General features: G+C 72.9%; 26 protein-coding genes. 9 read left to right on the top strand and 17 right to left on the bottom strand.

Annotated elements, in window-relative coordinates:
- Window positions 1-4: 4 nt before the first annotated feature.
- Window positions 5-712, bottom strand: coding sequence for a DUF2786 domain-containing protein (locus NFX44_RS11455; RefSeq protein ID WP_262283476.1), 708 nt, complete (start codon window positions 710-712; stop codon window positions 5-7).
- Between the two features lie 38 nt (window positions 713-750).
- Entirely contained in the window at window positions 751-1,140 is a 390-nt protein-coding gene (locus NFX44_RS11460; protein ID WP_262283477.1) for a hypothetical protein, read from the bottom strand.
- A gap of 166 nt (window positions 1,141-1,306) precedes the next feature.
- Here NFX44_RS11460 and NFX44_RS11465 point away from each other — a divergent pair, with 166 nt between their 5' ends.
- The gene (locus tag NFX44_RS11465; RefSeq protein WP_262283478.1) at window positions 1,307-2,656 is read left to right on the top strand and encodes an ABC transporter substrate-binding protein; all 1,350 of its coding nucleotides are present in this window, start codon (window positions 1,307-1,309) and stop codon (window positions 2,654-2,656) included.
- A gap of 55 nt (window positions 2,657-2,711) precedes the next feature.
- On the opposite strand, the gene NFX44_RS11470 is transcribed toward NFX44_RS11465, so the two are convergent.
- Window positions 2,712-3,455: an enoyl-CoA hydratase/isomerase family protein gene (locus NFX44_RS11470; RefSeq protein WP_262283479.1), complete on the bottom strand. Its 744-nt coding sequence runs from the start codon at window positions 3,453-3,455 to the stop codon at window positions 2,712-2,714.
- Window positions 3,456-3,507: 52 nt separating this feature from the next.
- Entirely contained in the window at window positions 3,508-4,365 is an 858-nt protein-coding gene (locus NFX44_RS11475) for a 3-hydroxyacyl-CoA dehydrogenase family protein (protein ID WP_262283480.1), read from the bottom strand.
- 166 nt (window positions 4,366-4,531) lie between these two features.
- Here NFX44_RS11475 and NFX44_RS11480 point away from each other — a divergent pair, with 166 nt between their 5' ends.
- Window positions 4,532-4,819 (top strand): hypothetical protein, encoded by a 288-nt coding sequence (locus NFX44_RS11480; RefSeq protein WP_262283481.1) that lies wholly within the window; start codon window positions 4,532-4,534, stop codon window positions 4,817-4,819.
- A 39-nt stretch (window positions 4,820-4,858) separates the two neighbouring features.
- Here NFX44_RS11480 and NFX44_RS11485 read toward each other — a convergent pair whose 3' ends face one another.
- Window positions 4,859-5,635, bottom strand: a complete 777-nt coding sequence (locus NFX44_RS11485) for a bifunctional 2-polyprenyl-6-hydroxyphenol methylase/3-demethylubiquinol 3-O-methyltransferase UbiG (RefSeq protein WP_262283482.1) — start codon at window positions 5,633-5,635, stop codon at window positions 4,859-4,861.
- 54 nt (window positions 5,636-5,689) lie between these two features.
- On the opposite strand from NFX44_RS11485, the gene NFX44_RS11490 reads away from it, so the two are divergent.
- The gene (locus NFX44_RS11490) at window positions 5,690-6,067 is read left to right on the top strand and encodes a PPOX class F420-dependent oxidoreductase (RefSeq protein WP_151461154.1); all 378 of its coding nucleotides are present in this window, start codon (window positions 5,690-5,692) and stop codon (window positions 6,065-6,067) included.
- A 91-nt stretch (window positions 6,068-6,158) separates the two neighbouring features.
- On the opposite strand, the gene NFX44_RS11495 is transcribed toward NFX44_RS11490, so the two are convergent.
- Both NFX44_RS11495 and NFX44_RS11500 read right to left on the bottom strand, forming a co-directional pair.
- A complete protein-coding gene (locus NFX44_RS11495) occupies window positions 6,159-6,368 on the bottom strand; it encodes a BldC family transcriptional regulator (protein ID WP_007073996.1) in 210 nt (69 codons plus the stop codon).
- A 255-nt stretch (window positions 6,369-6,623) separates the two neighbouring features.
- Window positions 6,624-7,463 (bottom strand): hypothetical protein, encoded by an 840-nt coding sequence (locus NFX44_RS11500; protein WP_262283483.1) that lies wholly within the window; start codon window positions 7,461-7,463, stop codon window positions 6,624-6,626.
- A 174-nt stretch (window positions 7,464-7,637) separates the two neighbouring features.
- Between NFX44_RS11500 and NFX44_RS11505 the strand changes: the two genes are divergently transcribed.
- Complete coding sequence (locus tag NFX44_RS11505; RefSeq protein WP_262283484.1) at window positions 7,638-8,720, top strand: Glu/Leu/Phe/Val dehydrogenase; 1,083 nt, start codon at window positions 7,638-7,640, stop codon at window positions 8,718-8,720.
- Window positions 8,721-9,022: 302 nt separating this feature from the next.
- On the top strand, window positions 9,023-9,241 hold the full coding sequence (locus NFX44_RS11510) for a DUF3073 domain-containing protein (protein ID WP_091315761.1): 219 nt from the start codon (window positions 9,023-9,025) through the stop codon (window positions 9,239-9,241).
- Between the two features lie 143 nt (window positions 9,242-9,384).
- On the opposite strand, the gene amcA is transcribed toward NFX44_RS11510, so the two are convergent.
- The 5 genes from amcA to NFX44_RS11535 form a co-directional block, all read right to left on the bottom strand.
- On the bottom strand, window positions 9,385-9,621 hold the full coding sequence (gene amcA, locus NFX44_RS11515) for a multiple cyclophane-containing RiPP AmcA (protein ID WP_151461157.1): 237 nt from the start codon (window positions 9,619-9,621) through the stop codon (window positions 9,385-9,387).
- Window positions 9,590-10,693, bottom strand: a complete 1,104-nt coding sequence (gene amcB / locus NFX44_RS11520; RefSeq protein ID WP_262283574.1) for a cyclophane-forming radical SAM peptide maturase AmcB — start codon at window positions 10,691-10,693, stop codon at window positions 9,590-9,592. Before amcB ends, amcA begins: the two co-directional genes overlap by 32 nt.
- Window positions 10,694-10,817: 124 nt before the next feature.
- Complete coding sequence (gene purM, locus NFX44_RS11525) at window positions 10,818-11,972, bottom strand: phosphoribosylformylglycinamidine cyclo-ligase (RefSeq protein WP_262283485.1); 1,155 nt, start codon at window positions 11,970-11,972, stop codon at window positions 10,818-10,820.
- 56 nt (window positions 11,973-12,028) lie between these two features.
- Window positions 12,029-13,612: an amidophosphoribosyltransferase gene (gene purF / locus NFX44_RS11530; RefSeq protein ID WP_262283486.1), complete on the bottom strand. Its 1,584-nt coding sequence runs from the start codon at window positions 13,610-13,612 to the stop codon at window positions 12,029-12,031.
- A 170-nt stretch (window positions 13,613-13,782) separates the two neighbouring features.
- Window positions 13,783-14,136, bottom strand: coding sequence for a sterol carrier family protein (locus NFX44_RS11535; RefSeq protein ID WP_262283487.1), 354 nt, complete (start codon window positions 14,134-14,136; stop codon window positions 13,783-13,785).
- A 158-nt stretch (window positions 14,137-14,294) separates the two neighbouring features.
- Here NFX44_RS11535 and NFX44_RS11540 point away from each other — a divergent pair, with 158 nt between their 5' ends.
- Window positions 14,295-16,352 carry a carboxypeptidase regulatory-like domain-containing protein gene (locus NFX44_RS11540; protein WP_262283488.1) on the top strand — a complete coding sequence of 686 codons (2,058 nt, stop codon included), beginning with the start codon at window positions 14,295-14,297 and terminating at the stop codon, window positions 16,350-16,352.
- Between the two features lie 233 nt (window positions 16,353-16,585).
- Here NFX44_RS11540 and NFX44_RS11545 read toward each other — a convergent pair whose 3' ends face one another.
- From NFX44_RS11545 to purS, 4 genes are all read right to left on the bottom strand, one after another.
- Window positions 16,586-17,335 carry a 2-phosphosulfolactate phosphatase gene (locus NFX44_RS11545; protein WP_262283575.1) on the bottom strand — a complete coding sequence of 250 codons (750 nt, stop codon included), beginning with the start codon at window positions 17,333-17,335 and terminating at the stop codon, window positions 16,586-16,588.
- A gap of 10 nt (window positions 17,336-17,345) precedes the next feature.
- Complete coding sequence (purL, locus tag NFX44_RS11550) at window positions 17,346-20,051, bottom strand: phosphoribosylformylglycinamidine synthase subunit PurL (protein ID WP_262283489.1); 2,706 nt, start codon at window positions 20,049-20,051, stop codon at window positions 17,346-17,348.
- A 67-nt stretch (window positions 20,052-20,118) separates the two neighbouring features.
- Window positions 20,119-20,802: a phosphoribosylformylglycinamidine synthase subunit PurQ gene (gene purQ / locus NFX44_RS11555; RefSeq protein WP_262283490.1), complete on the bottom strand. Its 684-nt coding sequence runs from the start codon at window positions 20,800-20,802 to the stop codon at window positions 20,119-20,121.
- Window positions 20,799-21,062 (bottom strand): phosphoribosylformylglycinamidine synthase subunit PurS, encoded by a 264-nt coding sequence (gene purS / locus NFX44_RS11560; protein WP_030332194.1) that lies wholly within the window; start codon window positions 21,060-21,062, stop codon window positions 20,799-20,801. Before purS ends, purQ begins: the two co-directional genes overlap by 4 nt.
- 471 nt (window positions 21,063-21,533) lie before the next feature.
- Here purS and NFX44_RS11565 point away from each other — a divergent pair, with 471 nt between their 5' ends.
- Together NFX44_RS11565 and NFX44_RS11570 are read left to right on the top strand one after the other, a co-directional pair.
- Window positions 21,534-22,217, top strand: a complete 684-nt coding sequence (locus NFX44_RS11565) for a DUF1986 domain-containing protein (RefSeq protein ID WP_262283491.1) — start codon at window positions 21,534-21,536, stop codon at window positions 22,215-22,217.
- Between the two features lie 69 nt (window positions 22,218-22,286).
- Complete coding sequence (locus NFX44_RS11570) at window positions 22,287-22,808, top strand: YbjQ family protein (RefSeq protein ID WP_262283576.1); 522 nt, start codon at window positions 22,287-22,289, stop codon at window positions 22,806-22,808.
- A 6-nt stretch (window positions 22,809-22,814) separates the two neighbouring features.
- Here the strand turns inward: NFX44_RS11570 and purB are convergent, their stop codons facing one another.
- Window positions 22,815-24,236 carry an adenylosuccinate lyase gene (gene purB, locus NFX44_RS11575; protein WP_262283492.1) on the bottom strand — a complete coding sequence of 474 codons (1,422 nt, stop codon included), beginning with the start codon at window positions 24,234-24,236 and terminating at the stop codon, window positions 22,815-22,817.
- Between the two features lie 267 nt (window positions 24,237-24,503).
- Between purB and NFX44_RS11580 the strand changes: the two genes are divergently transcribed.
- Window positions 24,504-26,831, top strand: coding sequence for a PKD domain-containing protein (locus NFX44_RS11580; protein WP_262283493.1), 2,328 nt, complete (start codon window positions 24,504-24,506; stop codon window positions 26,829-26,831).
- Window positions 26,832-26,870: the final 39 nt, after the last annotated feature.

Here is a 26,870-nt window from a genome sequence, read left to right on the forward strand (position 1 = left end):
GGCGTCAGCGGTCGATGCCCCGCGCCGGGGACCGGGCGCCGCCCACGCCGGTGCCGCCGAGGTCGGCGCGGCGACCCGCGGCCGCGCCCGGACCGAAGCCGCTGCCCGCCAGCCGGCGGCGCGGGGCGGTACGCAGCCGCGGGTACACCTCGGCCACCCGGCGCTGGACGCGGTCGGAGCGGTCGGCGAGCACCAGCGCCACCGAGGGTGCCCCGGACCCGGCGACCGCGCCGGCCTCGGCCGTCCGCAGCCGCTCGGCGACCGCCTGCGCGAAGCCGGCCAGCCAGGTACGCCGGAAGGCGGCCGGATGCTCCCCGGCCGGTACGGCGGTGCCGGCCAGCCCGTGCGCGGCCTGCACGAGCAGCGAGGTGAAGAGCAGCTCCACCCGTTCCAGGTCACTGGCGAAGCCGAACAGGTGCAGGTCGAAGCCGCTGCCCTGCCGGCGGCGTACGCAGCGGCAGCGCAGCGGGTCGGCGACCGCGGCGAGCAGGGCGGCCTTGTCCCGGGCGTACGGGGCGACCACCTCGACCACCCGGTCGCCTACCGGGTCGGTGCCCGGCTCGCGGGCGGCGAGCAGCGCCCGGTCGACGCCGTAGCGGGCGATCAGCTCGGTGGCCTTGGCCATGAAGGCGGCCGACTCGGCGGGCGTGCAGGCCGCGTCCTCCGCCTGGGCGAGCAGCTTGCGGACCTTGCTGAGCATCGCCTCGGACATGCACCAGAGCTATCACAGGCCGGGGCCGGGACGGGCGGTCAGCCCGCCCGGCTGCGCAGCGTCGCGACCGTCGAGCCGGCGAGGGTGAGCAGGCAGTCGGGCAGCAGCCCGTCGGCCGCCGCGGCCCCGAACAGCGCCTCGCCGGTGTCGGCGTCGTGGTTGGCGTACGCGCTGACGAAGCGGGCCACCCACCGGGTGTCGTAGTCGGCCTGGTCGATCCCGGGGAAGTCGAGCGCGGCGCCGCCCGTGGGGGCCTCGTCGCCGACCATGGTGGCGGCCAGGCACCAGGCCACCCCGTACGCCCCGGCCAGCCCGGAGCGGTCCACGACGGCGTCGAAGGTGCCCACCACGCCGTCGCCGTCACCGGCCAGCGCCGAGCGGAGCACGGCGGTCGCATCGTCCAGCGTCTGCTGTGCTTCGTCGGTCACCTGCGGAACAGTAGTTCGGAGGGTCAAGCCGTGACCCCGGAACGGCCCGGCCGTCACTCACAGTGATACCGGCAGTCGGGGTGCCGACGGACCGACCTCCACGGTCCCGCTCTCCGCGCCGGCACGCTAGTGTGCGCAGCGGACCCTCGCCGGAGGAAGGACGACAATGCTCAGATCTCGCGCGTCGCGTACGGCCCTGTCCACGGCCTGCGCGGCGCTCCTGCTCGCCACCAGCGCCTGCGGGAGCGACAAGCCCGAAGAGGCCACCACCACCCAGGTGCGCCTCTACGGCACCGACGGCAACATGCAGAACTCGTACGTCGACGAACTGAAGGACCGCGCGGACCTTCTCAACGGCATGAAGGGCACCACCCCGCTCACGCCGCTGCCCGAGAGCTTCAAGGAACGGCTACGCACCGTAGATCCGAAGCTGAAGGACTACCTCTACTCGGCGGAGACCTACGACGCGATCGTGATCAGCGTGCTGGCCGCCCAGCTCGCCGGCACGACCCAGCCGACGGAGATCGCCCAGCAGATCGTCGGCGTGACCACCGGCGGCCAGCGCTGCGACGAGGTCGCCACCTGCCTCCAGCTGGCCCGGGCGGGCCAGGACATCGAGTACCGCGGGGTGTCGCTGACCCGCGCCGGGTTCACCGACGTCGGTGAGCCGGCCGCGGCCAGCTACGCGACGCTGCACTTCGGTGACCACCAGCTGGACGACGGCAAGACCGAGTTCGTCGGCGCCGGTGACGAGTCGGGGGCGAGCACCAAGAAGCCGCCGCGGGGCAAGAAGTCGCGTCCGGGCAAGTCCTACAAGGAGGACGGCTCCCCGCTGGTGCTCGGTGGGCTGCTGCCGAGGACCGGTGACCTGGCCCTGGCGTACCCGCCGATGGCGGCCGGCGCGGCGCTGGCGATCCGTGAGATCAACGCGGCGGGCGGCGCGCTCGGTGAGCCGGTGGTGTGGATCGACGGCGACGACGGCACCGACCCGAAGATCGCGAAGGCGACGGTGGCCTCGCACGTCCAGCAGGGCACGCACGTCATCATCGGCGCCGGCGCCTCGGGCATCTCCCGGGCCGTGCTGCCCGACGTGGTGGCCGCCGGCCGGATCCTCTTCTCCCCGTCGAACACCGACGCGGGGCTGAGCACCGTGGACGACAAGGGCCTCTACTTCCGCACCGCCCCGCCGGACGGCCTTCAGGGTCGGGCGCTGGCCGACGTGATAATGCGCGACGGACCGCACAAGATCGTGATCGTCGCGCGTAAGGACTCCTACGGCGAGGGCCTCCAGGAGAACGTCCGCTCCGAGCTGGAGCGGGCGGGCATGGGCGCCGACAAGGTGAAGCTGCTGTCCTACGTGCCCCCGGAGGGCGCGTCGCCTCCGCCGGTGGACTTCTCCGCCGGCGCCAGGGAGATCAAGGACTACGGGGCGGACGCCGTGCTGGTGATCGGCTTCGGTGAGTCCGCGCGGGTGATCACCGCGCTGGCCGACGCCGGGGTGCAGATCCGGCACTGAGACGACGACGAGGGCCGCACCGGGCGAACCGGTGCGGCCCTCGTCGTGTCCGCGGTCAGCGGGAGCGGCGCCGCTCCAGGAACTCGGTCATCCGCCGGTGCTTCTCCTCGTCCTCGAAGAGCACCGCCTGGCTGAGCAGGTCGAGCTGCGGGTGGGCGGCCGCCGGGGCGTCCACCGCCAGCTTGGTGAGCCGCAGCGCCAGCGCCGAGCCCTTGGCCATCTCGTCGAGCAGGCCGTGCGCGGTGGGCAGCAGCTCCGCCGGCTCCGCCACCACCCGGTTGACGAGCCCGATCCGCAGCGCCTCGTCGGCGTCCACCCGCCGGCCCGTGAAGAGCAGCTCCTTGGCCCGGGCCTCACCGATCAGGGCGGGCAGCCGGTAGGTCGCGCCGGCGCCGGCCAGGATGCCCAGCCGCACCTCGGGCTGGCCGAACACCGCCCGCGCCGTGCACACCCGCAGATCGCAGGCGTACGCCAGTTCGGCGCCGCCGCCCAGCGCCGGGCCGTCCACGGCGGCCACGGTGGGCATCGGCAGCGCCCGGATCCGGGCGAAGGCGGCCTGGTTGATGGCCGCCAGCGCGTCCAGCCGGCCGCGTTCGCGGAGCTGGGCGATGTCCGCGCCGCCGGCGAAGATGCCCTCCGTGCCGCCGGTGAGCAGCAGCAACCGGGGCCGTGCCTCCAGCTCGGCGCAGACGGCGTGCAGCTCGCCGATCAGGTCCGCGTCGATCGCGTTGCGCTTCTCCGGCCGGTCCAGGGTGACGACGAGCCGGTCCGGCAGTTCCTCGATCCGCAGCCCGCTCATCGTGCCCGCCCTCCGCTCGCGACCGTGGGGCTCGCAAGCGCACTCCTCGCCCTCACTGCTTCACCCCGCCTTCCCAGGTGTAGAAGCCACGGCCCGACTTCTTGCCCAGCCGGCCGGCCGCCACCATCTCCTCCAGCAGCGGCGGCGGGGCGAACCGGTCCCCGTACGCCGCCTGGAGGGTGCGGGCGATGTCGAGCCGGACGTCCAGCCCGACCAGGTCGGTCAGCTCCAGCGGGCCGACCGGGTGCCGGTAGCCGAGCACCATGGCCTTGTCGATGTCGGCGGCGCTGGCCACCCCGTCGGCGACCATCCGGATCGCCTCCAGGCCGAGGGTGACGCCGAGCCGCGAGGTGGCGAAGCCGGGCAGGTCGCGTACCACGACGGGGTCCTTGCCCAGCCGGCCGGCGAGCGCGACGGCCGCCTCGGTGGTCTCCGGGGCGGTGGCCGGGCCGACCACGACCTCGAGCAGCGCCATGGCCCAGACCGGGTTGAAGAAGTGCAGGCCGACGAAATCGGCCGGCCGCTCCAGCCCCTCGGCCAGCTCGGCGATGGGGATGCTGGACGTGTTGCTGCCGAGCAGGGCGGGCCGGCGGCTCTCGGCGTCGGCGAGCACGGCCCGCTTGAGGTCGAGCCGCTCGGGGACCGCCTCCACGATCACGTCGGGGCCCTCGGCCACCTCGGCGAGGCCGGCCCGCAGGGTGACCCGCTCGCGGTTCGCCGTCGCCGCCTCGGCGGTCAGCTTGCCGCGCTGCACACCGCGCTCCCACAGCTCGCCGAGCCGCCGCACCGCCTCGGCGCCGCGCGCCGGGTCCACCTCGACCAGCTCGACCGCGTACCCGGCGCCGGCCGCCACGTACGCGATGCCGAGGCCCATGGTGCCGGCCCCGACGACCACAAAACGACCACTCATCGATGTCCCTCCGCCGCGGCCTCACGACGGGCGGGGTCTCCGCCGCGCCGGGTGGGTCCGCTCGCTCGATCCTGGGTGCGACCCTATGCAGGGCCGGCCCGCGGGCATGAGTGGGGGCGCGTCGGATCGGGTACAGACGGCCGTCAACGCCGAGGGAAGGATCGAAATGAGCCAGGCACCGGAGAGCGCCGACAGCACCGAGACCGTGGAGACCCGCGGCGACGAGCGGGTGGACCTGCTTCGCGCGGACACCAACAACGACGGGAAGACCGACGTCTGGGTGGTGGACACCGACGGCGACGGGAAGGCCGACCTGTTCCAGTTCGACACCGACGGCGACGGCAAGGTCGACATCACCATGGTCGACATCGACGAGGACGGCACGCCGGACGAGGTGGTCGACGGCGACGGCGGCCTCCCCCCGGAGGAGACCACCCCCACCGTGCAGGTCTGACCCGGTACGCCGGCGGGCGCCCGCGGGTGCCCGCCGGCGTCAAGCCAGCCGCAGCGTGGCCAGGTAGTACGGGTGGTCCCGGTCGTCCACGTCGACGAGGCGCCACGGCGAGCCCTGGACCAGCTCGGCGAACTCCTCCACCGAGCACACCAGATAGTCGAACCATTCGGTGCCGAGCAGCCGGTAGCGCAGCCGCAGCCGGAGCTGCCCGCCCAGCCGCCCCCGCCGCCGGTTCCGCTCGTGGTAGCCGGTGTGCACCGGATCGGTCGTGCCGTACGGGTCGGTGCCGTGCGCGATGACCTGGGCTCCGGGGCGCGCCAGTGCGGCGAGCGCGGCCAGCAGCGCCGGGGCCCGCTCCCGCCCCTCGAACAGCCCCAGGTTGTTGCCGAGCAGCAGGAACGTGTCGTAGCGCCGGCCGTCGGCGACGTGCTCGTCAACGGTGCCGAGCACCAGGTCGCGTACGCCCCGGTGCCGGCTGACCCGCAGCGCACCGATCGAGGTGTCCAGCCCGGTGACCGGCACCCCGCGCTCCTGGAGGTGCAGCGCGATGCGGCCGCCACCGACGCCGATGTCCAGCACCTGCCCGTGCACCCGGTCGACGGCCCGGTGGTCGTACGGCTGCCACCGCTCCGGCGGGTCCAGGTAGTGCTCGGTGGGTGCGCCGTTGACCAGCCCGTCGTCGCGCTCGATGATCTCGATGACCGGCCGGGGCAGCCGCCCGCCGACCAGCGGCCGGGGCCCGATTCCGGTGCTGACCGCGTACGCGTCGCGGATCATCTCGCCGAACACGTCGCCGATCGTGGGTTCCCCGCTCACGGCGTTGACGCTATCCGGGCTCGGCCGGTGCGTCACGGCCGTATCCTGAGCGGCGTGACAGACCTGGACCGCCTGGCGGCGGAGAAGTACGTGCTGCTCACGACGTTCCGTAAGGACGGGCGGGCGGTGCCGACTCCGGTGTGGGCGGTGCGCGACGGCGAGGCGCTGGCGGTGTGGACCGTGTCGGACTCCGGCAAGGTGAAGCGGATCCGGCGCGACGGCCGGGTCACGGTGGCACCGTGCGACGTGCGCGGCCGGCCGCACGGCGAAGCGGTGCCGGGGCACGCGACGGTCAGCGGCCCGGAGTCGACCCGGCGGATCCGGGGGCTGCTCAAGCAGAAGTACCGCCTGATCGGCCGGCTGAGCCTGCTGGGCAGCCGGCTGCGGCGGGGCGAGAGCGGCACGGTCGGCCTGCGCATCGTTCTCGACTGAGCCGGCCCCGGAAACGACTGAGGGCGGCGGATCGTCGCTGTCGCGACGTCCCACCGCCCCTGATCGGAACGCCTGTGAATCGTCCGGGTCGTCAGTCCCCCTGGCGCTGCTGGGGAATCTGCCCCTGCAGCAGGGCCCGGACCTCCGACTCGCGGTAACGGCGGTGGCCGCCCAGGGTCCGGATGGCGCTGAGCTTGCCAGCCTTGGCCCACCGGGTCACCGTCTTCGGGTCGACACGGAACATCGACGCCACCTCGGCCGGTGTGAGTAGCGGCTCTGGTTCGTGCGTTCGCGATGCCATCGGGTCACTCCTCCACATGTATAGACATCGGCCGGGGTCCCGCCGGCCGACGCGCCTCCCATGGTCCGGCTAGTCCCCGATGTCCGACATGGGCCGAACGGCTGAAGGTCCCTAGACGGACGGATGAACCATGCCCGATTTTTACGACTTTTATGCCGCAGAAACTACCTTAATGGGACTCATGATCACGGTTCGTGATGCGTCAACTACGAGACACTCTCGCATCGAGAGACCACAACCCGGGCAAACCCGGCCCTAGTTGCAACGCTCCAGCAGCTGCACGGCGCGCCAGCGGGCGACCAGCTTGTCGTACGCCGCGGAGGCCTCCTCCGCCTCGCCCCGGGAGAGCCCGGCCAACCCCGTCGCGACCAGCTCGGTCGAGTCGTCGGCGGCGAGCATCTCGTCGGGCAGCAGCTGCACCAGGCCGCCGTAGTCGAGCTCCACCACCGAGCGCGGGTGGAACTCCTCCAGCCAGCGGGCGGCCTCCTCGACCGCCTCGGTGATCGGGGCCTCGCCGACCGACTTGCGCAGCACCGACAGCGCCCGGGACGACCGGCGGCGCGCCTTGGAGATCTCCGTCCGGTAGCGCAGCGCCCGCCGCTCCGGCTCGGTGACCAGGTGCCGCTCCTGCGCGTCGAAGAGCACGAACCAGCGCAGCGGCACCCCCCAGGTGGCGATCTGCTCGTGCACCCGGGGCACCCCGTGCTCCAGCACCCGCGCCCCGCTGCGCCAGTCCTCCACCACGGCCTTCGCCTGGCCGGCCAGGACCGGCGGGACGAACGCGTCGGCCAGCACCGAGGGCACGCCGTCGCGGGCGCTCAGCGCCGCCTCGGCGACCCGGATCCGCAGGTTCCAGGGACAGACCAGCAGCGTGTCGTCGGTCTCCAGCACGTACGCCTCGTCGGGCAGGTCGGGCAGCCGGGTCCAGCCCGCGCCCAGCGCCTCGATCACCGCCGTCCGCTGCCGGACCGGCCCCTCCAGCGGGGCGACCGCCCGACCCTCGTTCACGTAGCGACGCCAGAACGACTGGCGGTCCCGATCGAAGGCGGTCAGCGGCTCGTACACGCGCAGGTATGAAGCGAAGAGCGACGGCACGGCGCGATCCTCCCACGAGACGGGACTTCCCCGCCGCCGCCGTCACGAGGCGTCGTGACGTGCGCGACAGTACGGCTGCGGCCGATATTAGGCTCAGCAGCACCGGCACCATCCCGCCGGCGTGCCAGCAGGGTCCGCGCCCCACAAGGGCGCACACCGACACAGGAGTCAGCCATGGGCGTATTCGCCAGCACCGACGACCCGGGATCGACAGGTCACGAACAGGTCGTGTTCTGCCAGGACAAGCAGTCCGGGCTGAAGGCGATCATCGGGATCTACTCCACCGCGCTGGGCCCCGCGCTCGGCGGCACCCGGTTCTACCCGTACGCCAGCGAGGCGGACGCCCTCGCCGACGTGCTCGACCTCTCCCGCGGCATGGCGTACAAGAACGCCCTGGCCGGCCTCGACCTGGGCGGCGGCAAGGCGGTCATCTGGGGTGACCCCGAGCAGATCAAGAGCGAGGCGCTGCTGCGGGCCTACGGCCGCTTCGTGGAGTCCCTGGCGGGCCGCTACTACACCGCCTGCGACGTCGGCACCTACGTCGCCGACATGGACGTGATCGCCCGGGAGACCAGCTACGTCACCGGCCGCAGCGTGGAGCACGGCGGCGCCGGCGATTCCTCGGTCCTGACCGCCTGGGGCGTCTTCCAGGGCATGCGGGCCGCCGCCGAGCACGTCTGGGGCAGCCCGACGCTGGCCGGCAAGCGGGTCGGCGTGGCCGGCCTGGGCAAGGTCGGCAAGTACCTGACCGGGCACCTCCTGGAGGACGGGGCGGAGGTCGTGGCGACCGACGTCAACCCGAAGGCCCTGGAGTGGGTGCGCACCACCCACCCGCAGGTCACGCTGGTCGACGACACCGCGGCGCTGGTCGCCTCCGACATCGACGTGTACGCCCCGTGCGCGCTGGGCGGCGCCCTGAACGACGACACGGTGCCGGTGCTGCGCGCGAAGGTGGTCGCCGGAGCGGCCAACAACCAGCTCGCCCACGCGGGCATCGAGAAGGTCCTGGCCGACCGCGGCATCCTCTACGCCCCGGACTACGTGGTGAACGCCGGCGGCGTGATCCAGGTCGCCGACGAGATCGAGGGCTTCAACTTCGACCGCGCCAAGCTGCGGGCCACCCGGATCTTCGACACCACCCGCGAGATCCTGCGACTCGCCGACGACGAGGGCGTCCCGCCGGCGGTGGCCGCGGACCGGCTCGCCGAGCGCCGGATGGCCGAGGTCGGCCGGCTGCGCACGATCCACCTGCGGTGAGCGTCACCCGGGGGCGGTGCCACCGGCCCGCCCCCGGACCGCCGCGCCGGTGGCACCGGCGTTAAGCTGGATGTTGGGGTGATTCGTGCCGATCTGACCGCTGTCACGGCCGCTCCCGCTGTCCGCTCCTTACCGGGTACACTTTGTGACGACCGGCTCACCGCGACGCGCAGGGCCGGTTGACGGTAACCCGAGGTGCCGAACGGTGGCATCCCCATGTACCGTAAGAGCCACGAGAGATGCCTGACGTCATCGGGGCCCGCCTTCGGGCTGCCCCGCATTCTGTGCGAGGGGGTCGAGCCATGGGGCGCGGCCGTGCTAAGGCCAAGCAGACGAAGGTGGCCCGGGAGTTGAAGTACCACTCCCCGAACACCGACCTCACCGCCTTGCAGCGCGAGTTGGCGGGTGCTGGTGGGAAGTCTGAGCAGCACTTCGACGACGACTACAAAGAGTATGTCGACGATGATGATGAGGATCACGCGGACGACGACCCGGACACCTGGGTCCGTCCGACCCGCTGACCTCCGGTCGCATCTGAGCACGCGGTGACTCTCCGCGTGCTCACGCATGTGCCCTTCCAGTGCGGCGCACCGACGATCAGGGGCCACGCCCTCCCGGAGCCCTCCGGCCGACCGGCGGGCCCCTGATCGCGGTCACGCATACCTCAGCGGGGCCGGTTGTTCCAGTTGTAGAACGTCGGGATGTTCTCGAAGTGGTTCCAGGCGCACACTGCGCTGGCGCCGTCGCCGCCCGACACCTCCGCCCGCAGCAGGCGCGCGGCCTCGGCCTCGTGGAGAAGTGCGGTCAGTCCGCCGGCAGCCTCCCGCACCCGGTCCGCGACCGGATCGGGCTCGGCTCCTCCGACACGCTCAGGCTGCCGGTGACTCGTGGTCTCGGGCATGCTCCAACACTCCCTCCAATAGGCGGATCTTGCTGTTGCGGCAGTGCTCGGTCTCCGTACCGTCGAAACGCCCCAGCTCGAAGTAGCGGTTGGCCGCGTGGCCACCGCCGCAGAAGCCGAAGTAGGGGCAGGACGACCGGCACGCCTCCACACCGGTGAGGAACTCGCCCACCCAGGGCGTCCGCCCGGCCCCGGCCAGAATCTCGGCCAGCGGGGCGCTCAGCACGTTGCCGCTGCTGAAGTCGCCGTAGTGCGGGTCGGTGAAGCCGGCCAGCTCCGGTGAGAGCACCACCACCGAGCCGTCCTGGGCGACCGTGGGGATCGGGTCGAGCCGGCGGGGCAGCAGGTCGTCCGCCGTGCCGGCCAGGACGGCGCCGGCATAGCGCAGCGACCACTCGATCTCGCGCAGGTGAATCCGCGGATCCCGGCGCCAGGCGCCCACCAGCTCCGCCCAGAACCCCGTCACCGCGCCCGCGTCCCGCGCGTTCGTGCGGGTGTTGACGCCCTCGGTCTCCTCGATGTTGATCCCCAGCACGTCACAGCCGAGGTCGAGGAAGTAGTCGTAGAGCTCGGTGGCCAGCCCCGGCTCCGGCCGGGAGACCACGGCCAGCGCCGAGAACGGCAGCCCGTGCCGGCGCAGCGCCGCCACCCCGGCCAGGATCCGGTCGTACGCCGGCCGGCCGCCCCGGGTGACCCGCTCGCCGTTGCGGTCCCGGGGGCCGTCCACGCTCACGCTGACCCGGATCCCGTGCTCGGCGAAGAATGCGCACCAGGCGTCGTCGATCAACGTGGCGTTGGTCTGGACGTGGTGCTCCACCTCCGGCCCGAACGGGGCCAGCAGCGCCGCCAGGTGCTCCCGGCCGGCCGCGAGCGGCTCCCCGCCGTGCCAGACCACCGAGAAGCGGCCGGCGGCCGCCCAGGGGTTCACCGAGGCCGCCACCGCCTCGGCGACCGCCACGGGCATCCGCCGGTCCACCGCCCGCAGCGGCAGGTAGCAGTAGACGCAGTCGAGATTGCAGAGCGTGGTCGGCTGCATCACCACGTACGAGGGGACGGCGGCGATGCCCCGCATTCCGGTGTGCGTACGCGCAGCCATCACCCCTCCCCCGCCGGCCCTGAACTGCCCTTCAGGCTAGGCGGCGGTGGCTACTCGGGTGAACCCCCGATCAGGTGCTTGGATGATCACCGGAGAGTGATCACCCGCGCGTGTGCTGACCGATCATCTGCACGTTGCCCGAGCCCTCGATGATCTCGCCGGCCTGCCAGGCGTCGACGCCACGGCCGGTCAGGGTGGCCAGCGCGCGGTCGGCGTCCTCGGCGGAGACGATGGCGAACATGCCGACGCCCATGTTGAACGTCGCCTCCATCTCCGGGTCCTCGATCCGGCCCTTGGACTGGATCAGGTCGAAGATCGGCTGCGGCTTCCAGGTGGAGCGGTTGACCACCGCGTCGACGTGCTCGGGCAGGATCCGGACCAGGTTGCCCGGGATGCCACCGCCGGTGACGTGGGCCAGCGACCGCACCTCGGCCTCGGCGATGAGCTTGAGGCAGTCCTGCGCGTAGATCTTGGTCGGGGTGAGCAGCTCCTCGCCGAGGGTCCGCTGCCGGCCGAAGTCGTCGATCACCACGTCCAACCGCATCCGGCCCGCGCCCAGCAGCACGTGCCGGACCAGCGAGTAGCCGTTGGAGTGCAGGCCGGAGGAGCGCATCGCGATGACCACGTCGCCCACCTCGACGCGGTCCGGGCTGAGGATGTCGCTCTCCTCCACCACACCGACGCCGGTGGCGGAGATGTCGTACTCGTCGGGGCGCAGCACGCCCGGGTGCTCGGCGGTCTCGCCACCGAGCAGCGCGCAGCCCGCGTAGCGGCAGCCGTCGGCGATGCCCGCGCCGATCTCGGCGACCTTGTCCGGGACGACCTCGCCGGTGGCGATGTAGTCGAGCAGGAACAGCGGCTCGGCGCCGCAGGCCACCAGGTCGTCGACCACCATGGCGACCAGGTCGATGCCGACCGTGTCGTGGATGTCGAGCTGCTGGGCGATCACCAGCTTGGTGCCCACGCCGTCGGTGGAGGAGGCCAGGATCGGGTTCTTGTACTTCTTCGTGTCCAGGCGGAACAGGCCGGCGAAGCCGCCCAGGTCGCCCATGACCTCCGGGCGCCGGGTCTGCCGGACCTTGGACTTCAGCAGCTCGACCGCGCGGTCGCCCGCCTCGATCGACACCCCGGCGTCGGCGTACGAGACCGAGCGTTTGCGCTGCGTACGGCCGGTCCCCGCCGACCAGGGCTGGCGGTCGCCGCCGGCGCCCGTCGGGCTGGATCCTGCGCCGCTGCGCTCGGACACGTGGGTCACGGTTCTCCCCTTTGTGGTTCCCGCGGGCCGACCGGAGGGCCCCCGCGTCGGTGGTGCTACGGGCGGTGGGTGGCTGCGCCGCCCGGAGTGGCGGCCGACGGCGTCAGGTCGGGGCGCGGCGTCAGACGCGCCGAGCTGAGGTTGTCGTTGAGCGGGGCGGTGGGCTCGGACGCCTCGGCGGCGACCCGACGGCCCACCCCTTCGAGCACGTGCTTGCCGATCAGGTTCCCGGCGGGCAGCTCGATCGGGTATTCCCCGTCGAAGCACGCCCGGCAGAGCCGGGTCTTCGGCTGCTCGGTGGCAGCGATGAGACCGGGAAGCGATACGTAACCCAGCGTGTCGGCTCCGATCGACCGCCGGATGCCCTCGTTGTCCAGCCCGTTGGCCAGCAGCTCGGCCCGGGTGGCGAAGTCGATCCCGTAGAAGCAGGGCCACCTGACCGGTGGGGACGAGATCCGGACGTGGACCTCCAGCGCCCCCGCCTCGCGCAGCATCCGCACGATCGCCCGCTGGGTGTTGCCCCGCACGATCGAGTCGTCCACCACCACGAGGCGCTTGCCGCGCACGTTCTCCCGCAGCGGGTTGAGCTTGAGCCGGATGCCGAGCTGACGCAGGGTCTGCGACGGCTGGATGAAGGTCCGCCCGACGTACGGGTTCTTCATCAGGCCCTGGCCGTAGGTGATGCCGGACTCCTCGGCGTAGCCGATCGCCGCCGGCGTGCCGGACTCCGGCACCGGGATGACCAGGTCGGCCTCGACCGGGTGCTCCCTGGCGAGCTGGCGGCCGATCTGCACCCGGGCGGAGTGCACGTTCCGACCGGCGATCGTGGCGTCCGGGCGGGCGATGTACACGTACTCGAAGAGGCAGCCCTTGGGCTCCGGCGCGGCGAAGCGGCTGGACCGCAGGCCGTCCTCGTCGATGGCGATCAGCTCGCCGGGCTCCACCTCGCGGACCACGCTCGCGCCGACGATGTCCAGCGCCGCGGTCTCGCTCGCCACCACCCAGCCGCGCTCCAGCCGGCCGAGCACCAGCGGGCGGACGCCGTGCGGATCACGCGCCGCGTAGAGCGTCGACTCGTCCATGAAGACGAAGCTGAACGCGCCGCGCAGCTGGGGCAGCACCTCCAGGGCGGCCGCCTCCACGGAGAGGTCGGGGCGGCTGGCCAGCAGCATGGTGACCAGCGACGTGTCGTTGGTCGAGCCGTCGGAGTCCACACCCCGCTCGGCCACCTCGCGCTTCAGTTCGGCGGTGTTGACCAGGTTGCCGTTGTGGGCCAGCGCGATCGTGGTGCCCGCGGTCGTGGCCCGGATGGTCGGCTGGGCGTTCTCCCAGGTCGACCCGCCGGTGGTCGAGTAGCGCGCGTGCCCGATCGCCAGGTGCCCGCGCAGGCTCGCCAGGGTGGGCTCGTCGAAGACCTGGGCGACCAGGCCGAGGTCCTTGTAGACCACCACGCCCGACCCGTCGCTCACCGCGATGCCCGCGGCCTCCTGGCCGCGGTGCTGGAGGGCGTAGAGCCCGAAGTAGGTCAGATTCGCGACCTCTTCCCCTGGCGCCCAGACACCGAAGACGCCGCACGCGTCCTGGGGGCCGGGTCGCTGGGGATCAAGGTCGTGGCTCAGCCGGCCATCGCCTCGGGGCACCTGCCGCTCCCTCTTGCTGGGGTCTGGGACTGGCCTGGCGGAGGTCGGGGGGCAAGCTCCGCACCGTGGGCCGGGGACCGTCGTCGCCTCACAGTGTACGCGAACAGCGGTCGATACCGACAGTCACGGGATGCCCGCTGAGCGTGATCGCGAACCGCGTTGCGCCGCAGCTAGAGCGGAAGGTGCTCGGAGAGATCCGCCCGGATGCCCGACACCCGTACGCGACCCTCGGTGACGGCCTCGGCCCACCCGAGGCGGCCGGTGGCCAGCGCCAACCAGGTCGCCGGGTCCATTTCCACCACATTCGGGGGCGTTCCACGGGTGTGTCGCGGCCCCGCCACGCACTGCACCGCGCCGTAGGGTGGGACCCGCACCTCCACCGATCGGCCGGGGGCGCGCTCCGCGAGGGCGGCCAAAAGGGTACGGACCGCCTCCCGGTACACCGGCCGATCGGGCGTACGCCCCTCATCCAGCGCTGTCAACGTCGCCGCTACCGCGGCCGAATAAGTGTGCGGAGAGGACACGACGGGACGATACGACCCTGCCGCAACGCGCTCGACGCTGGCCCTGGGTAGAGATAGCCCCGCCGGACAAGGCATAGTTGCCGACGGCGTATTCGTACCGTGAGTGATCACCCGGCCGGACCGGCCGGCGGGGAGATCAGACCCGGAAGGCGGTGGACGTGTCAACACACCGACGTGCCTGGAAGCAGCGGGCCGGTGTGGTCGTGGCGCTGGTCTTCGGCGCCCTGCTCGCCGTCCCCGCCACACCCGCTCTGGCCGCTCCCGACGTCAGCAACGTGTCCGCCTCACCGAACTCGGTGGAGGCCGGCGGTTCGGTCAAGGTGACCTACAGCCTCGACTTCACCGACCCGCTGTCCAGCGCCGACGTCTCGGTCACCTCCAGCAACCCGAAGCTCAGCTGTGTCGACGGCTGTTCCCGGGGCCGGGTGAACCAGGACGGCACCTTCGACGCCACCTTGCGCGCCGCCTCCGACGCGCCGAACGGCTCCGCCACCATCACGATCAAGGCGACGGATTCCAACGGGCCGAACAAGCAGGAGCAGTCCGCCACGGTCACGGTGACCCTGGTCGCCAAGGCGCCGCCCCCCGAGCAGACGCAGACGGTCAAGTCGATCTCCGGCAAGGTCGTCGTCGCGGACAACGGCGATCCCGTCGAGAACGCTCTCGTCATGCTGCGGGACAGCAAGGGCAAGCAGCGCCAGACCAACACGGACGGCAGCGGCAACTTCCGCTTCACCGGTTCCACCTCGGACCCGATCGCGCCGGGCCGGATCGACCTGGGCGCCACCAAGGGTGACGCCAACCCCGGCACCAAGTCGATCAACGCGTCCGCCGGCCAGTCGGTGACCGGCGTGCGGATCAGCGTGCCGATCAAGGTGGCGGCCTCGCCGAGCCCCAGCGCCTCGGCCAGCGAAGAGGCCCTGCCGAGCGAGGAAGCCACCGACGAGGCGACCGACGAGGCGGCCAGCGATGCGCCCGCCGCCCAGCAGCCGGCCGCCAACGAGGATTCGGGCGGCTTCAGCTCCTGGCTGCTGATCCTGCTCGGCGGCCTCTTCGTCGCCGTCGGCGTGGGCACCATCGTGCTGCTCTACATGCGGCGCAAGAACGAGGACGGCGACGGCGACGGCGACGGCCCGAACGGGCCGACCGGCCCCGGTGGCCCCGCTGGAGCAGTCGGCGTGCCGGGCGCCCGGGGCGCCTACCGGGGCGCGGACGACCAGACCCGGGTGGTGAACGGCATGGGCGCCGGGCCGGCCCCGACCATGGCCGGCGGCCCCTCGCTCAGCGACGCGCCGACCATGATGCACCGCCCGGTCGTGGACGACGTCCCGCCGGACCCGTACGGCGCGCCTCCCGGCCCCTCGTACGGCGTCGGGGCGGGGCAGCCCGGCTACGGCGGCTACGGCGACGAGCCTGCCGGTCCGGGCGGCTACGGCGCCGCCAACGGCTACGGCAACGCCCCCTCCTCGGGCAGCGGCTACGGCAACACCCCGTCCTCCGGTGGCGGCTACGGCAGCCCCGAGTACGGCGCCGGCGCCGCCGGCTACCCGCCCGCGCCGGCCGGCGGCTACGGCAACGAGCGCTACGACGAGCCCACCGGCCGCTACACCGGTGACAGCACCCAGTACGCGCCGCCGGCCGACCCGTACCCGACCAGCACCTACCAGCCCGAGCAGGGCCGCGGCTACGAGCAACCCGGCCCGGGCCAGTACGGCCGCGGCGCGGAGCAGGACGCCTACGGTGCCGGTGGCGGCTACGGCGCCCCGGCCGGCGGCTACGACAACGGTCCCGCGGGCGGCTACGACAACGGCGCGGCGGGCGCCTACGACGGCGGCCCGAACGGTGGCTACGACAGCGGCCAGACCGGTGGCTACGACAACCGCCAGGGCGGCTACGACGGTCGCCAGCAGGCCGGATACGACGCCGGCCAGCCGGGCGGCGCGTACGACGCCGGCCAGCCGGGCGGCTACGCCGGTTACGACCAGCGCGGCGGCTACGGCGGCGGCGACGGTTACGGCCAGCCGGCGCAGGGTGGCTACGGCCAGCAGGGCGGCTACGGCCAGGAGCAGCCGCCGCAGCAGCGCGGCGGTGGCTACGACAACCAGGGCTACGACCAGGGCGGCGGCTACTACGCCGACCCGGCCGAGGCCGGCCGGGCCCGACCCGACGCCCCGAAGGACCGCAGCGGTCGCCGCCTGGACTGGCTGGACGACTGACGCCCGGGGCGCGAGCGCCCCCCCACCGCGTACGAGGAGAGTGGCCGCCCGGCTCAGCCGGGCGGCCACTTCACACCGGCGACGACACACGCTGCCACGATCAGCGGGCCGCCAGGTCATCCGCGCACCACGGACCGGACCACCCGCCCACCGTTGAGTCGCTGAGGTCATCAGCTCGACAGCCGCGCAGGAAACTCCCGAGTTCGACCGCCGGGCGGTCGATCGGGGACGACTCAGGCGGCGGCGAAGTAGCCCCGGCGGAGCACCGGCACCACGTCGGAGACGCCGACTTCGATGGCGACTGCCACGTCCTCGGCGAAGCCACCCTCGACGAGTTCCCGGCCGGAGACGCAGCCCCGTACCGCGGCCGGCACGTCAGGCGTGCTGGCCAGGGCGGCCAAGGCCATGGCGGCCTCCACCGAGAGCCCGCCGGGGACCCCGGAGAGGGCGTCCAGCACGCTGGCCGCCCCGAGCTGGTCCTCCACCCCGGGACGCAGCGACCCGTCCGGCCAGCGTTCGCCGGCGGCCACCACCCCCACGGGGGCGTCGATCGAGCCGTACCCCTGGGCCCGGAGCCAGCGCCCGACGGCGGGGGCGTTGCGCAGGCACGCGGCGACCACCGGCACGCCGGTGGCGCTCGCCGCGGCGCTGATGGCCGAGCCGTTCGGCGACGGCAGCACCAGGTCGGCGACGACCGGCGCGGTGCGCAGGGCCGCCGGGGAAAGCGACCACGGATGCTCCGGGGTCGTCCTCCGGCGACCCACCGCCGCGACGGCGCCGACCCGGCGGGCGTATTCGGCGGCCTGCTCGCCCCACGGGAACGGGTGTACCCGCATGCCGCGGCTCACCGCCACCTCCACGGCGGTGGTGAACGAGAGCACGTCCACCACCACCAGGGCGGCGCAGACCCGGCCGAGTTCCGCGGCCCCGCTCAGCCCCCAGTCGAACCGGGCGCCGGCGCCGGGCTGGGCGAAGACGGCCAAGGCCAGGGCCTCAGTGCTGATCCGGCGCGGGGCGCTGGTCCGGGTCACCGGCGGCCGTCGCGGAGCGGTCCGGGTCGGACGCCGCCTCGGGACCATCGGTCGTGGTGTCGGCCTCGTCCGCCGGAGCCTCGTCGGCCACCGGAGCGTCCGCGACGTCCGCCGGCGCGGTCGGCCCGACACCGGTCTCGGTCTCGGTCTCCGCCGCGGCGGTGCCGGCCTGCGCGATCGGCTCGGCGGCGACCTCGGCCGGGTCGACGCCGACCGGCTGCTCGGCGGTGGCCGGCAGGACGGTGGTGGTCCCGGTGCGGGTGGCCTCCACCTCCACCCGGGCCGCCTCCGCGCCGCCGAAGAGGCGCGGCAGGGTGGCGGTGTGCGCCTCGCGCAGCTCGTCGAGGCCGATCCGGAACTGGCCGTGCACCTCCAGGGCGCCGCCGGCCGGGTCGGTGGCCCCGATGAACTCCCACGGCACCCCGCGCTCGGCGCAGAGGGCGGTGAAGGCCTTCTCGTGCCCGCGCGGCACCGACACCAGGACGCGGCCGGCGGACTCGCTGAACAGGAAGACGAACGGCATCGAGCCGCCGGCGAAGTGCTCCGGCAGCACGACCCGGGCACCGACGCCGCGCCGCAGGCAGGACTCGACCAGGCTCTGGGCGAGGCCACCGTCGGAGAGGTCGTGCGCGGAGCTGAGGTGCCCGACCCGGGCCGCCTCGGCGAGCAGCTCGGCGAGCTGCCGCTCACGGGCCAGGTCGACCTGCGGCGGGATGCCGCCGAGGTGCTCGTGGGTCACCCACGCCCACTCCGAGCCGGAGAGCTCCACGTGCGTCTCGCCCAGCAGGAAGAGCTGGTCGTGGTCGCCGGCCGGCCGCGGCACGAAGCCCATCGGCACCCGTTCCGCGACGTTGTCCAGCACGCCCAGCACGCCGACCACCGGGGTCGGGTGGATGGCCGCCGCGCCGGTCTGGTTGTAGAAGCTGACGTTGCCGCCGGTCACCGGGATGCCCAGCTCCAGGCAGCCGTCCGCCAGGCCGCGCACGGCCTCGGCGAACTGCCACATGACGCCCGGGTCCTCCGGGGAACCGAAGTTGAGGCAGTTGGTCACGGCGATCGGCTTCGCGCCGGTCACCGCCACGTTCCGGTACGCCTCGGCCAGCGCGAGCTTCGTCCCGTGGTACGGGTCGAGGCGGGCGTACCGGCCGTTGCCGTCGACGGACAGGGCGACGCCCAGGCCGGTCCGCTCGTCGATCCGGATCACGCCGGAGTCCTCCGGCTGGGCGAGCACGGTGTTGCCCAGCACGTACCGGTCGTACTGCTCGGTGACCCAGGTCTTGTCGGCCAGGTTCGGCGACGCGATCATGCGGAGCAGGGTCTCCCGGAGCGCGTCCGGGTCGCTCGGCCGGGGCAGCGTCTCGGCCCGGTCGGCCTGGAGCAGGATCAGGTCGGCCGGCTCGCGCATGGGGCGGGCGTAGACGGGGCCGTCGTCGACCAGCGAGCCCGGCGGCACGTCGACCACCATCTGGTCACGCCAGGTGATGAGCAGGCGGCCCGGCTGCCCGTCCGGCGACGGCGCGGTGACCTCACCGATGGCGGTGGCGAGCACGCCCCACTTCTCGGCGGTCTTGAGCACCGCCTCCAGCTTGTCCGGCGTAACCACCAGCAGCATCCGCTCCTGGGACTCGCTGGCCAGGATCTCGTGCGGCTCCATCGAGGGCTCGCGCAGCGGCACCCGCTCCAGCCAGACCCGCATGCCGGTGCCGGCCGCGGCGGCCGTCTCGGTGAGAGCGCAGGTCAGGCCGGCGCCGCCGAGGTCCTGGATGCCGACGACCAGCTCGGCGTCGTACAGCTCGAGGCAGGCCTCGATGAGCAGCTTCTCGGTGAACGGGTCACCCACCTGCACGGCCGGGCGGCGCTGCTCGCTGCCCTCGTCGAAGGTGGCGCTGGCCAGCACCGACACGCCGCCGATGCCGTCCCGGCCGGTCTTGGCGCCCATCAGCACCACGACGTTGCCCGGCCCGGCTGCGGCCTTGTTCTGCAGCCGGGACACCGGCAGCACGCCGAGGCAGAGCGCGTTGAGCAGCGGGTTGCCCTGGTAGCTGGGGTCGAAGACGAGCTCGCCGCCGATGTTGGGCAGGCCCAGGCAGTTGCCGTAGCCGCCGACGCCGGCCACCACGCCGGGGAGCACGCGGGCGGTGTCCGGGTGGTCCGCCGCGCCGAAACGCAGCGGGTCCATCACGGCGACCGGGCGCGCGCCCATGGCGAGGATGTCCCGGACGATGCCGCCGACGCCGGTCGCCGCGCCCTGGTACGGCTCGACGAAGCTCGGGTGGTTGTGCGACTCGACCTTGAAGGTCACCGCCAGCTCGTCGGAGACCTGGACGACGCCGGCGTTCTCGCCGATGCCGGCCAGCAGCCGGTCACTCGGCGGGGCCTTCTCGCCGAACTGGCGCAGGTGCACCTTGCTCGACTTGTAGGAGCAGTGCTCGCTCCACATGATCGAGTACATGGCCAGCTCGGCCTGGGTGGGCCGGCGGCCGAGGATGTGCCGGATGCGGTCGTACTCGTCGTCGCGGAGGCCCAGCTCGGCGTACGGCTGGAGCTCCTCGGGGGTGCCGGCGGCGCGGGGCACGGTGTCCAGGCCCAGGGCCCAGTCGTCGGCCGGGCCGGCCTGCGGCACCACGCCCGGCGTCTCGCGCAGGGCCGGGTCCGGATGGGTGGTCATGACCTCTCCTCGCTGCGCTCGCCGCCGTGGCGGCGGGTGAGCCGACCGATGATCCCGCCGCGCACGGTCACGCCGGGGCCCCGACCAGGTGCTTGAGCACCGAGGTGAAGAAGCCCAGGCCGTCCAGGGAGGGGCCGGTGAGCGCCTCCACCGCGTGCTCGGGGTGCGGCATGATGCCGACCACGTTGCCGGCCTCGTTGGTGATCGCGGCGATGTCGCGCTGCGATCCGTTGGGGTTGCCGCCGACGTAGCGGGCGACCACCCGGCCCTCGGCCTCCAGCCGGTCCAGCGTCGCCGGGTCGGCGACGTAGCAGCCCTCGCCGTTCTTGACCGGGATGAGCACCTCCTGGCCGGGCTGGAACGCGTTGGTCCAGGCGGTGCCGACGGCCTCGATCCGGAGGACCTGGTCCCGGTTGCGGAAGTGCAGGTGCTGGTTGCGGGTGAGCGCGCCGGGCAGCAGGTGGGCCTCGCAGAGGATCTGGAAGCCGTTGCAGATGCCGAGCACCGGCAGGCCGCCGCGGGCGGCGTCGACGATCGAGCCCATCACCGGGGCGAACCGGGCGATCGCCCCGCAGCGCAGGTAGTCGCCGTAGGAGAAGCCACCGGGCAGCACCACGGCGTCGACGCCGTGCAGGGCCGGGTCGTCGTGCCAGAGCCGGACCGGTTCGGCGCCGGCGATCCGGACGGCCCGGGCCGCGTCCCCGTCGTCGAGCGAGCCGGGGAACGTCACCACACCGACCCGCGCGCTCACGAGCGGGCGTCCGCGGTCTCGTCGGCCTCGACCAGGCGGACGGTGAAGTCCTCGATCACCGGGTTGGCGAGCAGCTTGTCGGCGATCTCCCGGGCCCGGTCCAGGTCCGGTTCGCCGGTGAACTCGATCTCGATCCGCCTGCCGATCCGAACCGAGGCGACGTCGCTGACGCCGAGCCGGGGCAGCGCGTTTGCGACGGCCTGGCCCTGAGGATCGAGGATCTCGGGCTTGAGCATGACGTCGACGACGACGCGAGGCACGGGGCACTCCTGACTGTGTACGCAGTTGGGTGCCGGCCCACTACGGGCGAGCGCAGCCAGCCTACCTGGCAGATGCCGTCCCGCCCGCACCGGCCGGTGCCCGCTCAGGCAGTGATCGGCGTAACCGGCCGCCCGGGCGGAGGGCCGATACGCGTTCGTTGCGGCGTCGATATGAATTCGTTGCCGGCGGTGGCGGGCAACTTCGGGCGCCAGGGCTCCCACCAGGCATTTCCCCGCGGATGCCCGCCGGTCCGACCGGTTTCCGACAGGCGGGAGGGCGGATCGCCCCCGACGCGCCGTAACATCGCTGGATTTCGATTTAACTCTTGTGACGGACATCGGCCCGCCCTTAGCATGCATCGTCCGACGTCGATGAGTTAATCGGCTCCGACCGCCGGGTCCACCCCGCCCGGCGGTCACCACCTGCCCGGCGACCCCGGGCAGCCCTCTCCGCAGAAGGAGTCCCCCGAGATGCGTCTCCGTCCCCTGCTCGCCGTGCTGACCACCACCCTCGCCGGGGTGCTCGCCACCGCCTCCGGCGCCACCGCCGCGCCGGCCGGCCCGCAGCCGATCATCGGTGGCAGCACCGTCTCGTCCGCCCCGTGGGCCGCCGCCGTGTTCAGCAACGGCTCGTTCACCTGCTCCGGCAGCGTGATCGCGTCCCAGTGGGTGCTCACCGCCCGGCACTGCGTCAGCGGCACCATGTCGGTGCGGATCGGCAGCGTCTACCGCGCCTCCGGCGGGGTCACCCGCACGGTGAGCGCCTCCTACACCCGCAACGACCTCGCCCTGCTCCGCCTGTCCAGCGCGGTCAGCACCTCCACCGTGACGTTGGCCAGCAGCAACCCGCCGGTCGGCTCCACCAACTCGATCTACGGCTGGGGCATGACCTGCTACAGCGGCTGCAGCGCGTCCAGCCAGCTCAAGACCGCCAACGTGCAGGTGACCAGCACCAACGCGACCGACGCCTACGGCGGCCAGGCGATCCGCAGCACCCGGATCAACGGCAACGCCTGGCGGGGCGACTCGGGCGGCCCGCAGTTCTACAACGGCCGGCAGGTCGGCGTGGCCTCGACCGCCGACGGCTCCAGCATCCAGAACTACGGCAGTGTCGCGTACAACCGGGCCTGGATCACCTCGACGGCCGGTGTCTGACGGTTAGCGCCGGTGCGGCGCGGATGGGTCGGTGGCACCCCGACCGTCCGCGCCGCGCCGTTTTGCAGCATCCGATCAGGTGAACACGGCTCACGAACCGGCCGCCCGACGGCTGACAGCATCGGAACCGTGCTGGTCGTGACGACGGATCAACTGCCCGGCTACGAGATCCGCCAGATCCTCGGCGAAGTGGTCTCCTCGATGGCGCGGACCCGCAACCCGTACCGCGAGGGGGTCAAGAACCTGCGCGGTGGCGCCTACGACCCGATGGCGCCGGACAACCTCACCCGCTGGCGTACCGACTCCGTGGCCCGACTCGGCGAGGAGGCCATGCGGCTCGGCGCGAACGCGGTGATCGGCATGCGCTTCGACAGCCGGGACTGCGGCGAGATGTGGATGGAGATCTGCGCGTACGGGACGGCGGTGATCGTCGTACCCAAGACGCCCGACGTCATGCCGCCGGACCAGCCGATGATCGCGGCCGAGACCGCCCACGACCCGGAGATCGCCTCCGCGCCCGGCGGCATCGCCGAACCGGCCAGCGCCCCCAACCTCCGGACCGCCGGCGAAACCCCCACTCCCGGCTCCTGACCTCCCTCAGAGGATGGGGGGCGGTGAGTAGGCGGCGGCCTCGGGGTGGGCTTCCACGATCTTGGCGATGCGGGCGGTCACCCGGTCGACCTGGGCGCCGGCGGCGCCGACGAAGGCGTTGCGGTCGGCGACGAGGGCGTCGATCTCGGCCCGGCTCAGGCCCAGCCGCCCGTCGGCCGCGAGCCGGTCGAACAGGTCGTTCTCGGCGGCGCCCTTCTCCCGCATGGCCAGCGCCACGGCGACCGCGTGCTCCTTGATCACCTCGTGCGCGACCTCCCGGCCGACGCCCCGGCGGACCGCCGCGACCAGGATCTTGGTGGTCGCCAGGAACGGCAGGAACCGCTCCAGCTCCCGGTTGATGACCGCCGGGTACGGCCCGAACTCGTCCAGCACCGTGAGGAACGTCTGGAACAGGCCGTCGGCGGCGAAGAAGGCGTCCGGCAGGGCCACCCGGCGGACCACCGAGCAGGAGACGTCCCCCTCGTTCCACTGGTCGCCGGCCAGCTCGCCGACCATCGACAGGTAGCCCCGGATGATCACCGCGAAGCCGTTCACCCGCTCCGACGAGCGGGTGTTCATCTTGTGCGGCATAGCGCTGGAGCCCACCTGGCCCGGCTTGAAGCCCTCGGTGACCAGCTCCTGGCCCACCATGAGCCGGATCGTGGTGGCCAGCGACGACGGCGCGGCGGCGACCTGGGCCAGCGCGGAGAGCACGTCGAAGTCCAGCGAACGCGGGTAGACCTGGCCGACGCTGTCCAGCACCCGGGCGAAACCCAGGTGCTCGGCGACCCGGCGCTCCAGCTCGGCCACCTTTCCGGCGTCGCCGTCGAAGAGGTCGAGCTGGTCGGCGGCGGTGCCCACCGGCCCCTTGATGCCCCGCAGCGGGTAACGGTCGATCAGGTCCGTCAGCCGCTCGTACGCGATCAGCAGCTCCTCGGCGGCGGACGCGAAGCGCTTGCCCAGCGTGGTGGCCTGCGCGGCGACGTTGTGCGACCGGCCGGTCATCACGAGGCCCGAGTACTCGTGGGCGTGCCAGGCCAGCCGGACCAGGGTGGCGACCACCCGGTCCCGGATCAGCTCCAGCGAGGCCCGGACCTGGAGCTGCTCGACGTTCTCGGTGAGGTCCCGGGAGGTCATCCCCTTGTGCACGTGCTCGTGACCGGCGCGGGCGCTGAACTCCTCGATCCGGGCCTTCACGTCGTGCCGGGTGACCCGTTCGCGCTCCGCGATCGAGGCCAGGTCCACGTCGTCGACCACCCGCTCGTACGCCTCGACCACCCCGTCCGGCACCGGCACGCCGAGGTCACGCTGGGCCTTGAGCACGGCGAGCCAGAGCCGCCGCTCCATGCGTACCTTCTCCTCGGGCGACCAGAGGGCGACCAGCTCGGGCGAGGCGTAGCGGTTGGCGAGCACGTTCGGGATCGTCACGGGCCCATTCTCCCGTACCCGCCGACCAGCGCTCCCGCCGGCCCACGAGCCGGATCAGGCGGGACGGGGCGGCCGGTGGGGGCGCGGTAGAGCCCGGCGGAGGCCTCCTCCCGGTGGCGAAGTCCTGGCGGACATCGGGCGGTTTCGTCCACCTGGAAATCCGCCGCCCGTTATGCCGGTCGGGACAGCGGGAGACCTGCCGACCAGCGAAGATCGTCGCTGACCCCTCCTGGGTCCCCCTTCCTCCTCCTCGAACCGAGGATCAGCATGCGTAAACCTCTTCTCGCCGGGCTCGCCGCAGCCGCGCTGGCCGGTGGCTCACTCCTGACCCTCGCCGGCCCCGCACAGGCCACGGACGGGACCACCCTCTACGTCCGGCCGACGGTCACCACCTGCTCCGACACCGGGCCCGGCACCTACGACCAGCCGTTCTGCTCGATCGGCGCCGCGGCGTCGGTCGTCTCGGCCGGGCAGACCGTCGAGATCAGCGGAGGCGTTTACCAGGAACACGTCACGGTCACCCGCTCCGGCACGCCGGACGCGCCCATCGTCTTCCGGGGCGGTCCCTCCAGCTCGCAGCTGAGCGGCCCGGCGGCCGGGATCACCATCGACGGCCAGCACGACATCACGATCGAACGGATCCAGGTCCCCGGCGCGGTCGACGGCCCCGCACTCGACATCCGCAACGCCGCCCGCATCACGGTCGAGGGCGGCGGCTACTCCCTGACGGGCGGTGTGACCGGCACGGTCGTGCGCTTCTCCGGTGTCACCGACTCGGTCCTGAGCCGCTCTTCCGTCTCCGGCAGTTCGCTGACCACCGGCGTGTTGCTGGACGACACGACCTCCGGCGTACGCCTGTCGTCGGTGAACGTCATCGGCAACCCGAACGACCCCGTCGAGCAGAGTGTCGGGATCCGGGTCGAGGGCGCCGGCAACACGATCGTCGGCAGCTCCCTCGATCGCTTCACCGGAGCCGCCGTCAGTGTCGCGTCGAGCGCGCGCGGGACGACGGTGGTGAACAACGAGATCGGACTGGGCGCCGGCCACGGCATCCACAACGCCGGCGCCGTCGGTACGGCGATCACCAACAACACGCTCACGGACCGCTGCCTGGACAGCATCCGCGTCGACGGAAGTTCCTCCGGCGTCTCGGTGCAGAACAACCGGCTCGTCAAGACCGGCTCCCAGGTGTCCTGCTCGTCGCCCTCCGGAAGCGGGGCGGAGATCGCCGTCGGCGGCGGCGCCACCGCCGACACGGTGGTCGACTACAACCTCGTCGAGAGGTACACCGCCGGATCCTCGACGATCTACGACTGGAACGGCGCCCGGATGGGCCTGGCGGCGTTCCGCGCCGCCTCCGGCCAGGCCGCCCACGACCTGGACACCCCGGGCCCGACGGGCGGATACGACTCGGCCAACTCGGCCGCCCCGGGCTTCCCGGCGACCGACCGCAACGGCACCGCCCGGGTGGACGATCCGGCGGTGCCGAACACGGGGGCCGGGCCGCTGCCCTACGCCGACCGGGGGGCGGTCGAGACCGTCCGCGGCCCGGACACCCGGTTCGCCCTCACGCCGGACCTCGACACGGGCTCGGTCACCGTCGACGCCTCGGCCACCGTGCCGGGGGTCGCGCCGATCGCCACCTACCGGTTCGACTTCGGCGACGGCACGGTCGTCACCCAGGACACGCCGGTGGCCACCCACCGGTATGCCACCCGGAACACGTACAGCGTCTCCGTCCGGGCCACCGGCACGGACGGGCGCAAGGACGACACCACCCACGGGGTGAGCGTGCTGCCCCGCACCGGCACCGTCGGTCTGCTCACCACGTCCGCCCTCCGGTACGTCGCCCCGATGGCCAACGTGCCGTGGCCCTCGCTCGGGGCGGACCGGTCGGATCTCGGCCCGGCCGCCCGGCTCGACCTGGTCGATGCCGGCAACGGCAAGGTCGCCCTGTTCCTGCGTTCGGCCGGCCGCTACGTCACCGCGGACACGGCCGGGGTGGCGGCGCTCACCTACCAGACCGTGGTGGTCGGCGACACCGAGCGGTTCACCCTGGTCAGCAACGCGGACGGAACGATCAGCCTGCAGTCCGTCGCCGGCGGCAGGTACGTGACCGCGACCGCGAACGCGACCACGCCGCTGATCGCCAACGGCAAGACCATCGGCACCGAGCAGAAGTTCTACCGGGTTGACGTCGCCAACGTGGGGCGCACGCTGAAGGCGGGCGCCAACGGCCGCTTCGTCACCGCGGACAGCGGCAGCGTCAAGCCGCTGATCGCCAGCGGCACCAGCGCCGGCACCGCGCAGCGGTTCGACGTGCTCGACCTCGGCGGCGGCAAGGTGGCGCTCCTGGCCTGGGCCAACCGGCTGATCGTCAGCGCCGACGGCACCGGCACCAAGCCGCTGATCGCCAACCGGACCAGCGCCGGCGCCTGGGAGAAGTTCACCCTGATCCGCAACACCGACGGCACGGTCAGCCTCAAGGCGGCGGTCAACAGCCGCTACGTCACCGCCGACAGCGCAGGCACCGCACCCCTGATCGCCAACCGCACCGCGATCGGCCCGTGGGAGAAGTTCACCCTCGGCAGCTGACCGGAACACCGGACGCCCGCCCGGGTCCATCCACCCGGG

The organism is Micromonospora sp. MA102, assembly GCF_025460765.1.
GTDB classification, from domain to species: Bacteria; Actinomycetota; Actinomycetes; order Mycobacteriales; family Micromonosporaceae; genus Micromonospora; species Micromonospora halotolerans.

Bases quoted from the DNA above. Each gene is read 5' to 3' on its own strand.
- NFX44_RS11455 (WP_262283476.1), bottom strand. From the start codon at position 712: ATGTCCGAGGCGATGCTCAGCAAGGTCCGCAAGCTGCTCGCCCAGGCG.
- NFX44_RS11475 (WP_262283480.1), bottom strand. From the start codon at position 4,365: ATGAGTGGTCGTTTTGTGGTCGTCGGGGCCGGCACCATGGGCCTCGGC.
- NFX44_RS11580 (WP_262283493.1), top strand. From the start codon at position 24,504: ATGCGTAAACCTCTTCTCGCCGGGCTCGCCGCAGCCGCGCTGGCCGGT.
- NFX44_RS11505 (WP_262283484.1), top strand. From the start codon at position 7,638: ATGGGCGTATTCGCCAGCACCGACGACCCGGGATCGACAGGTCACGAA.
- NFX44_RS11465 (WP_262283478.1), top strand. From the start codon at position 1,307: ATGCTCAGATCTCGCGCGTCGCGTACGGCCCTGTCCACGGCCTGCGCG.
- NFX44_RS11495 (WP_007073996.1), bottom strand. From the start codon at position 6,368: ATGGCATCGCGAACGCACGAACCAGAGCCGCTACTCACACCGGCCGAG.
- NFX44_RS11565 (WP_262283491.1), top strand. From the start codon at position 21,534: ATGCGTCTCCGTCCCCTGCTCGCCGTGCTGACCACCACCCTCGCCGGG.
- NFX44_RS11510 (WP_091315761.1), top strand. From the start codon at position 9,023: ATGGGGCGCGGCCGTGCTAAGGCCAAGCAGACGAAGGTGGCCCGGGAG.
- purL (WP_262283489.1), bottom strand. From the start codon at position 20,051: ATGACCACCCATCCGGACCCGGCCCTGCGCGAGACGCCGGGCGTGGTG.
- NFX44_RS11480 (WP_262283481.1), top strand. From the start codon at position 4,532: ATGAGCCAGGCACCGGAGAGCGCCGACAGCACCGAGACCGTGGAGACC.
- NFX44_RS11470 (WP_262283479.1), bottom strand. From the start codon at position 3,455: ATGAGCGGGCTGCGGATCGAGGAACTGCCGGACCGGCTCGTCGTCACC.
- amcA (WP_151461157.1), bottom strand. From the start codon at position 9,621: ATGCCCGAGACCACGAGTCACCGGCAGCCTGAGCGTGTCGGAGGAGCC.
- amcB (WP_262283574.1), bottom strand. From the start codon at position 10,693: ATGCGGGGCATCGCCGCCGTCCCCTCGTACGTGGTGATGCAGCCGACC.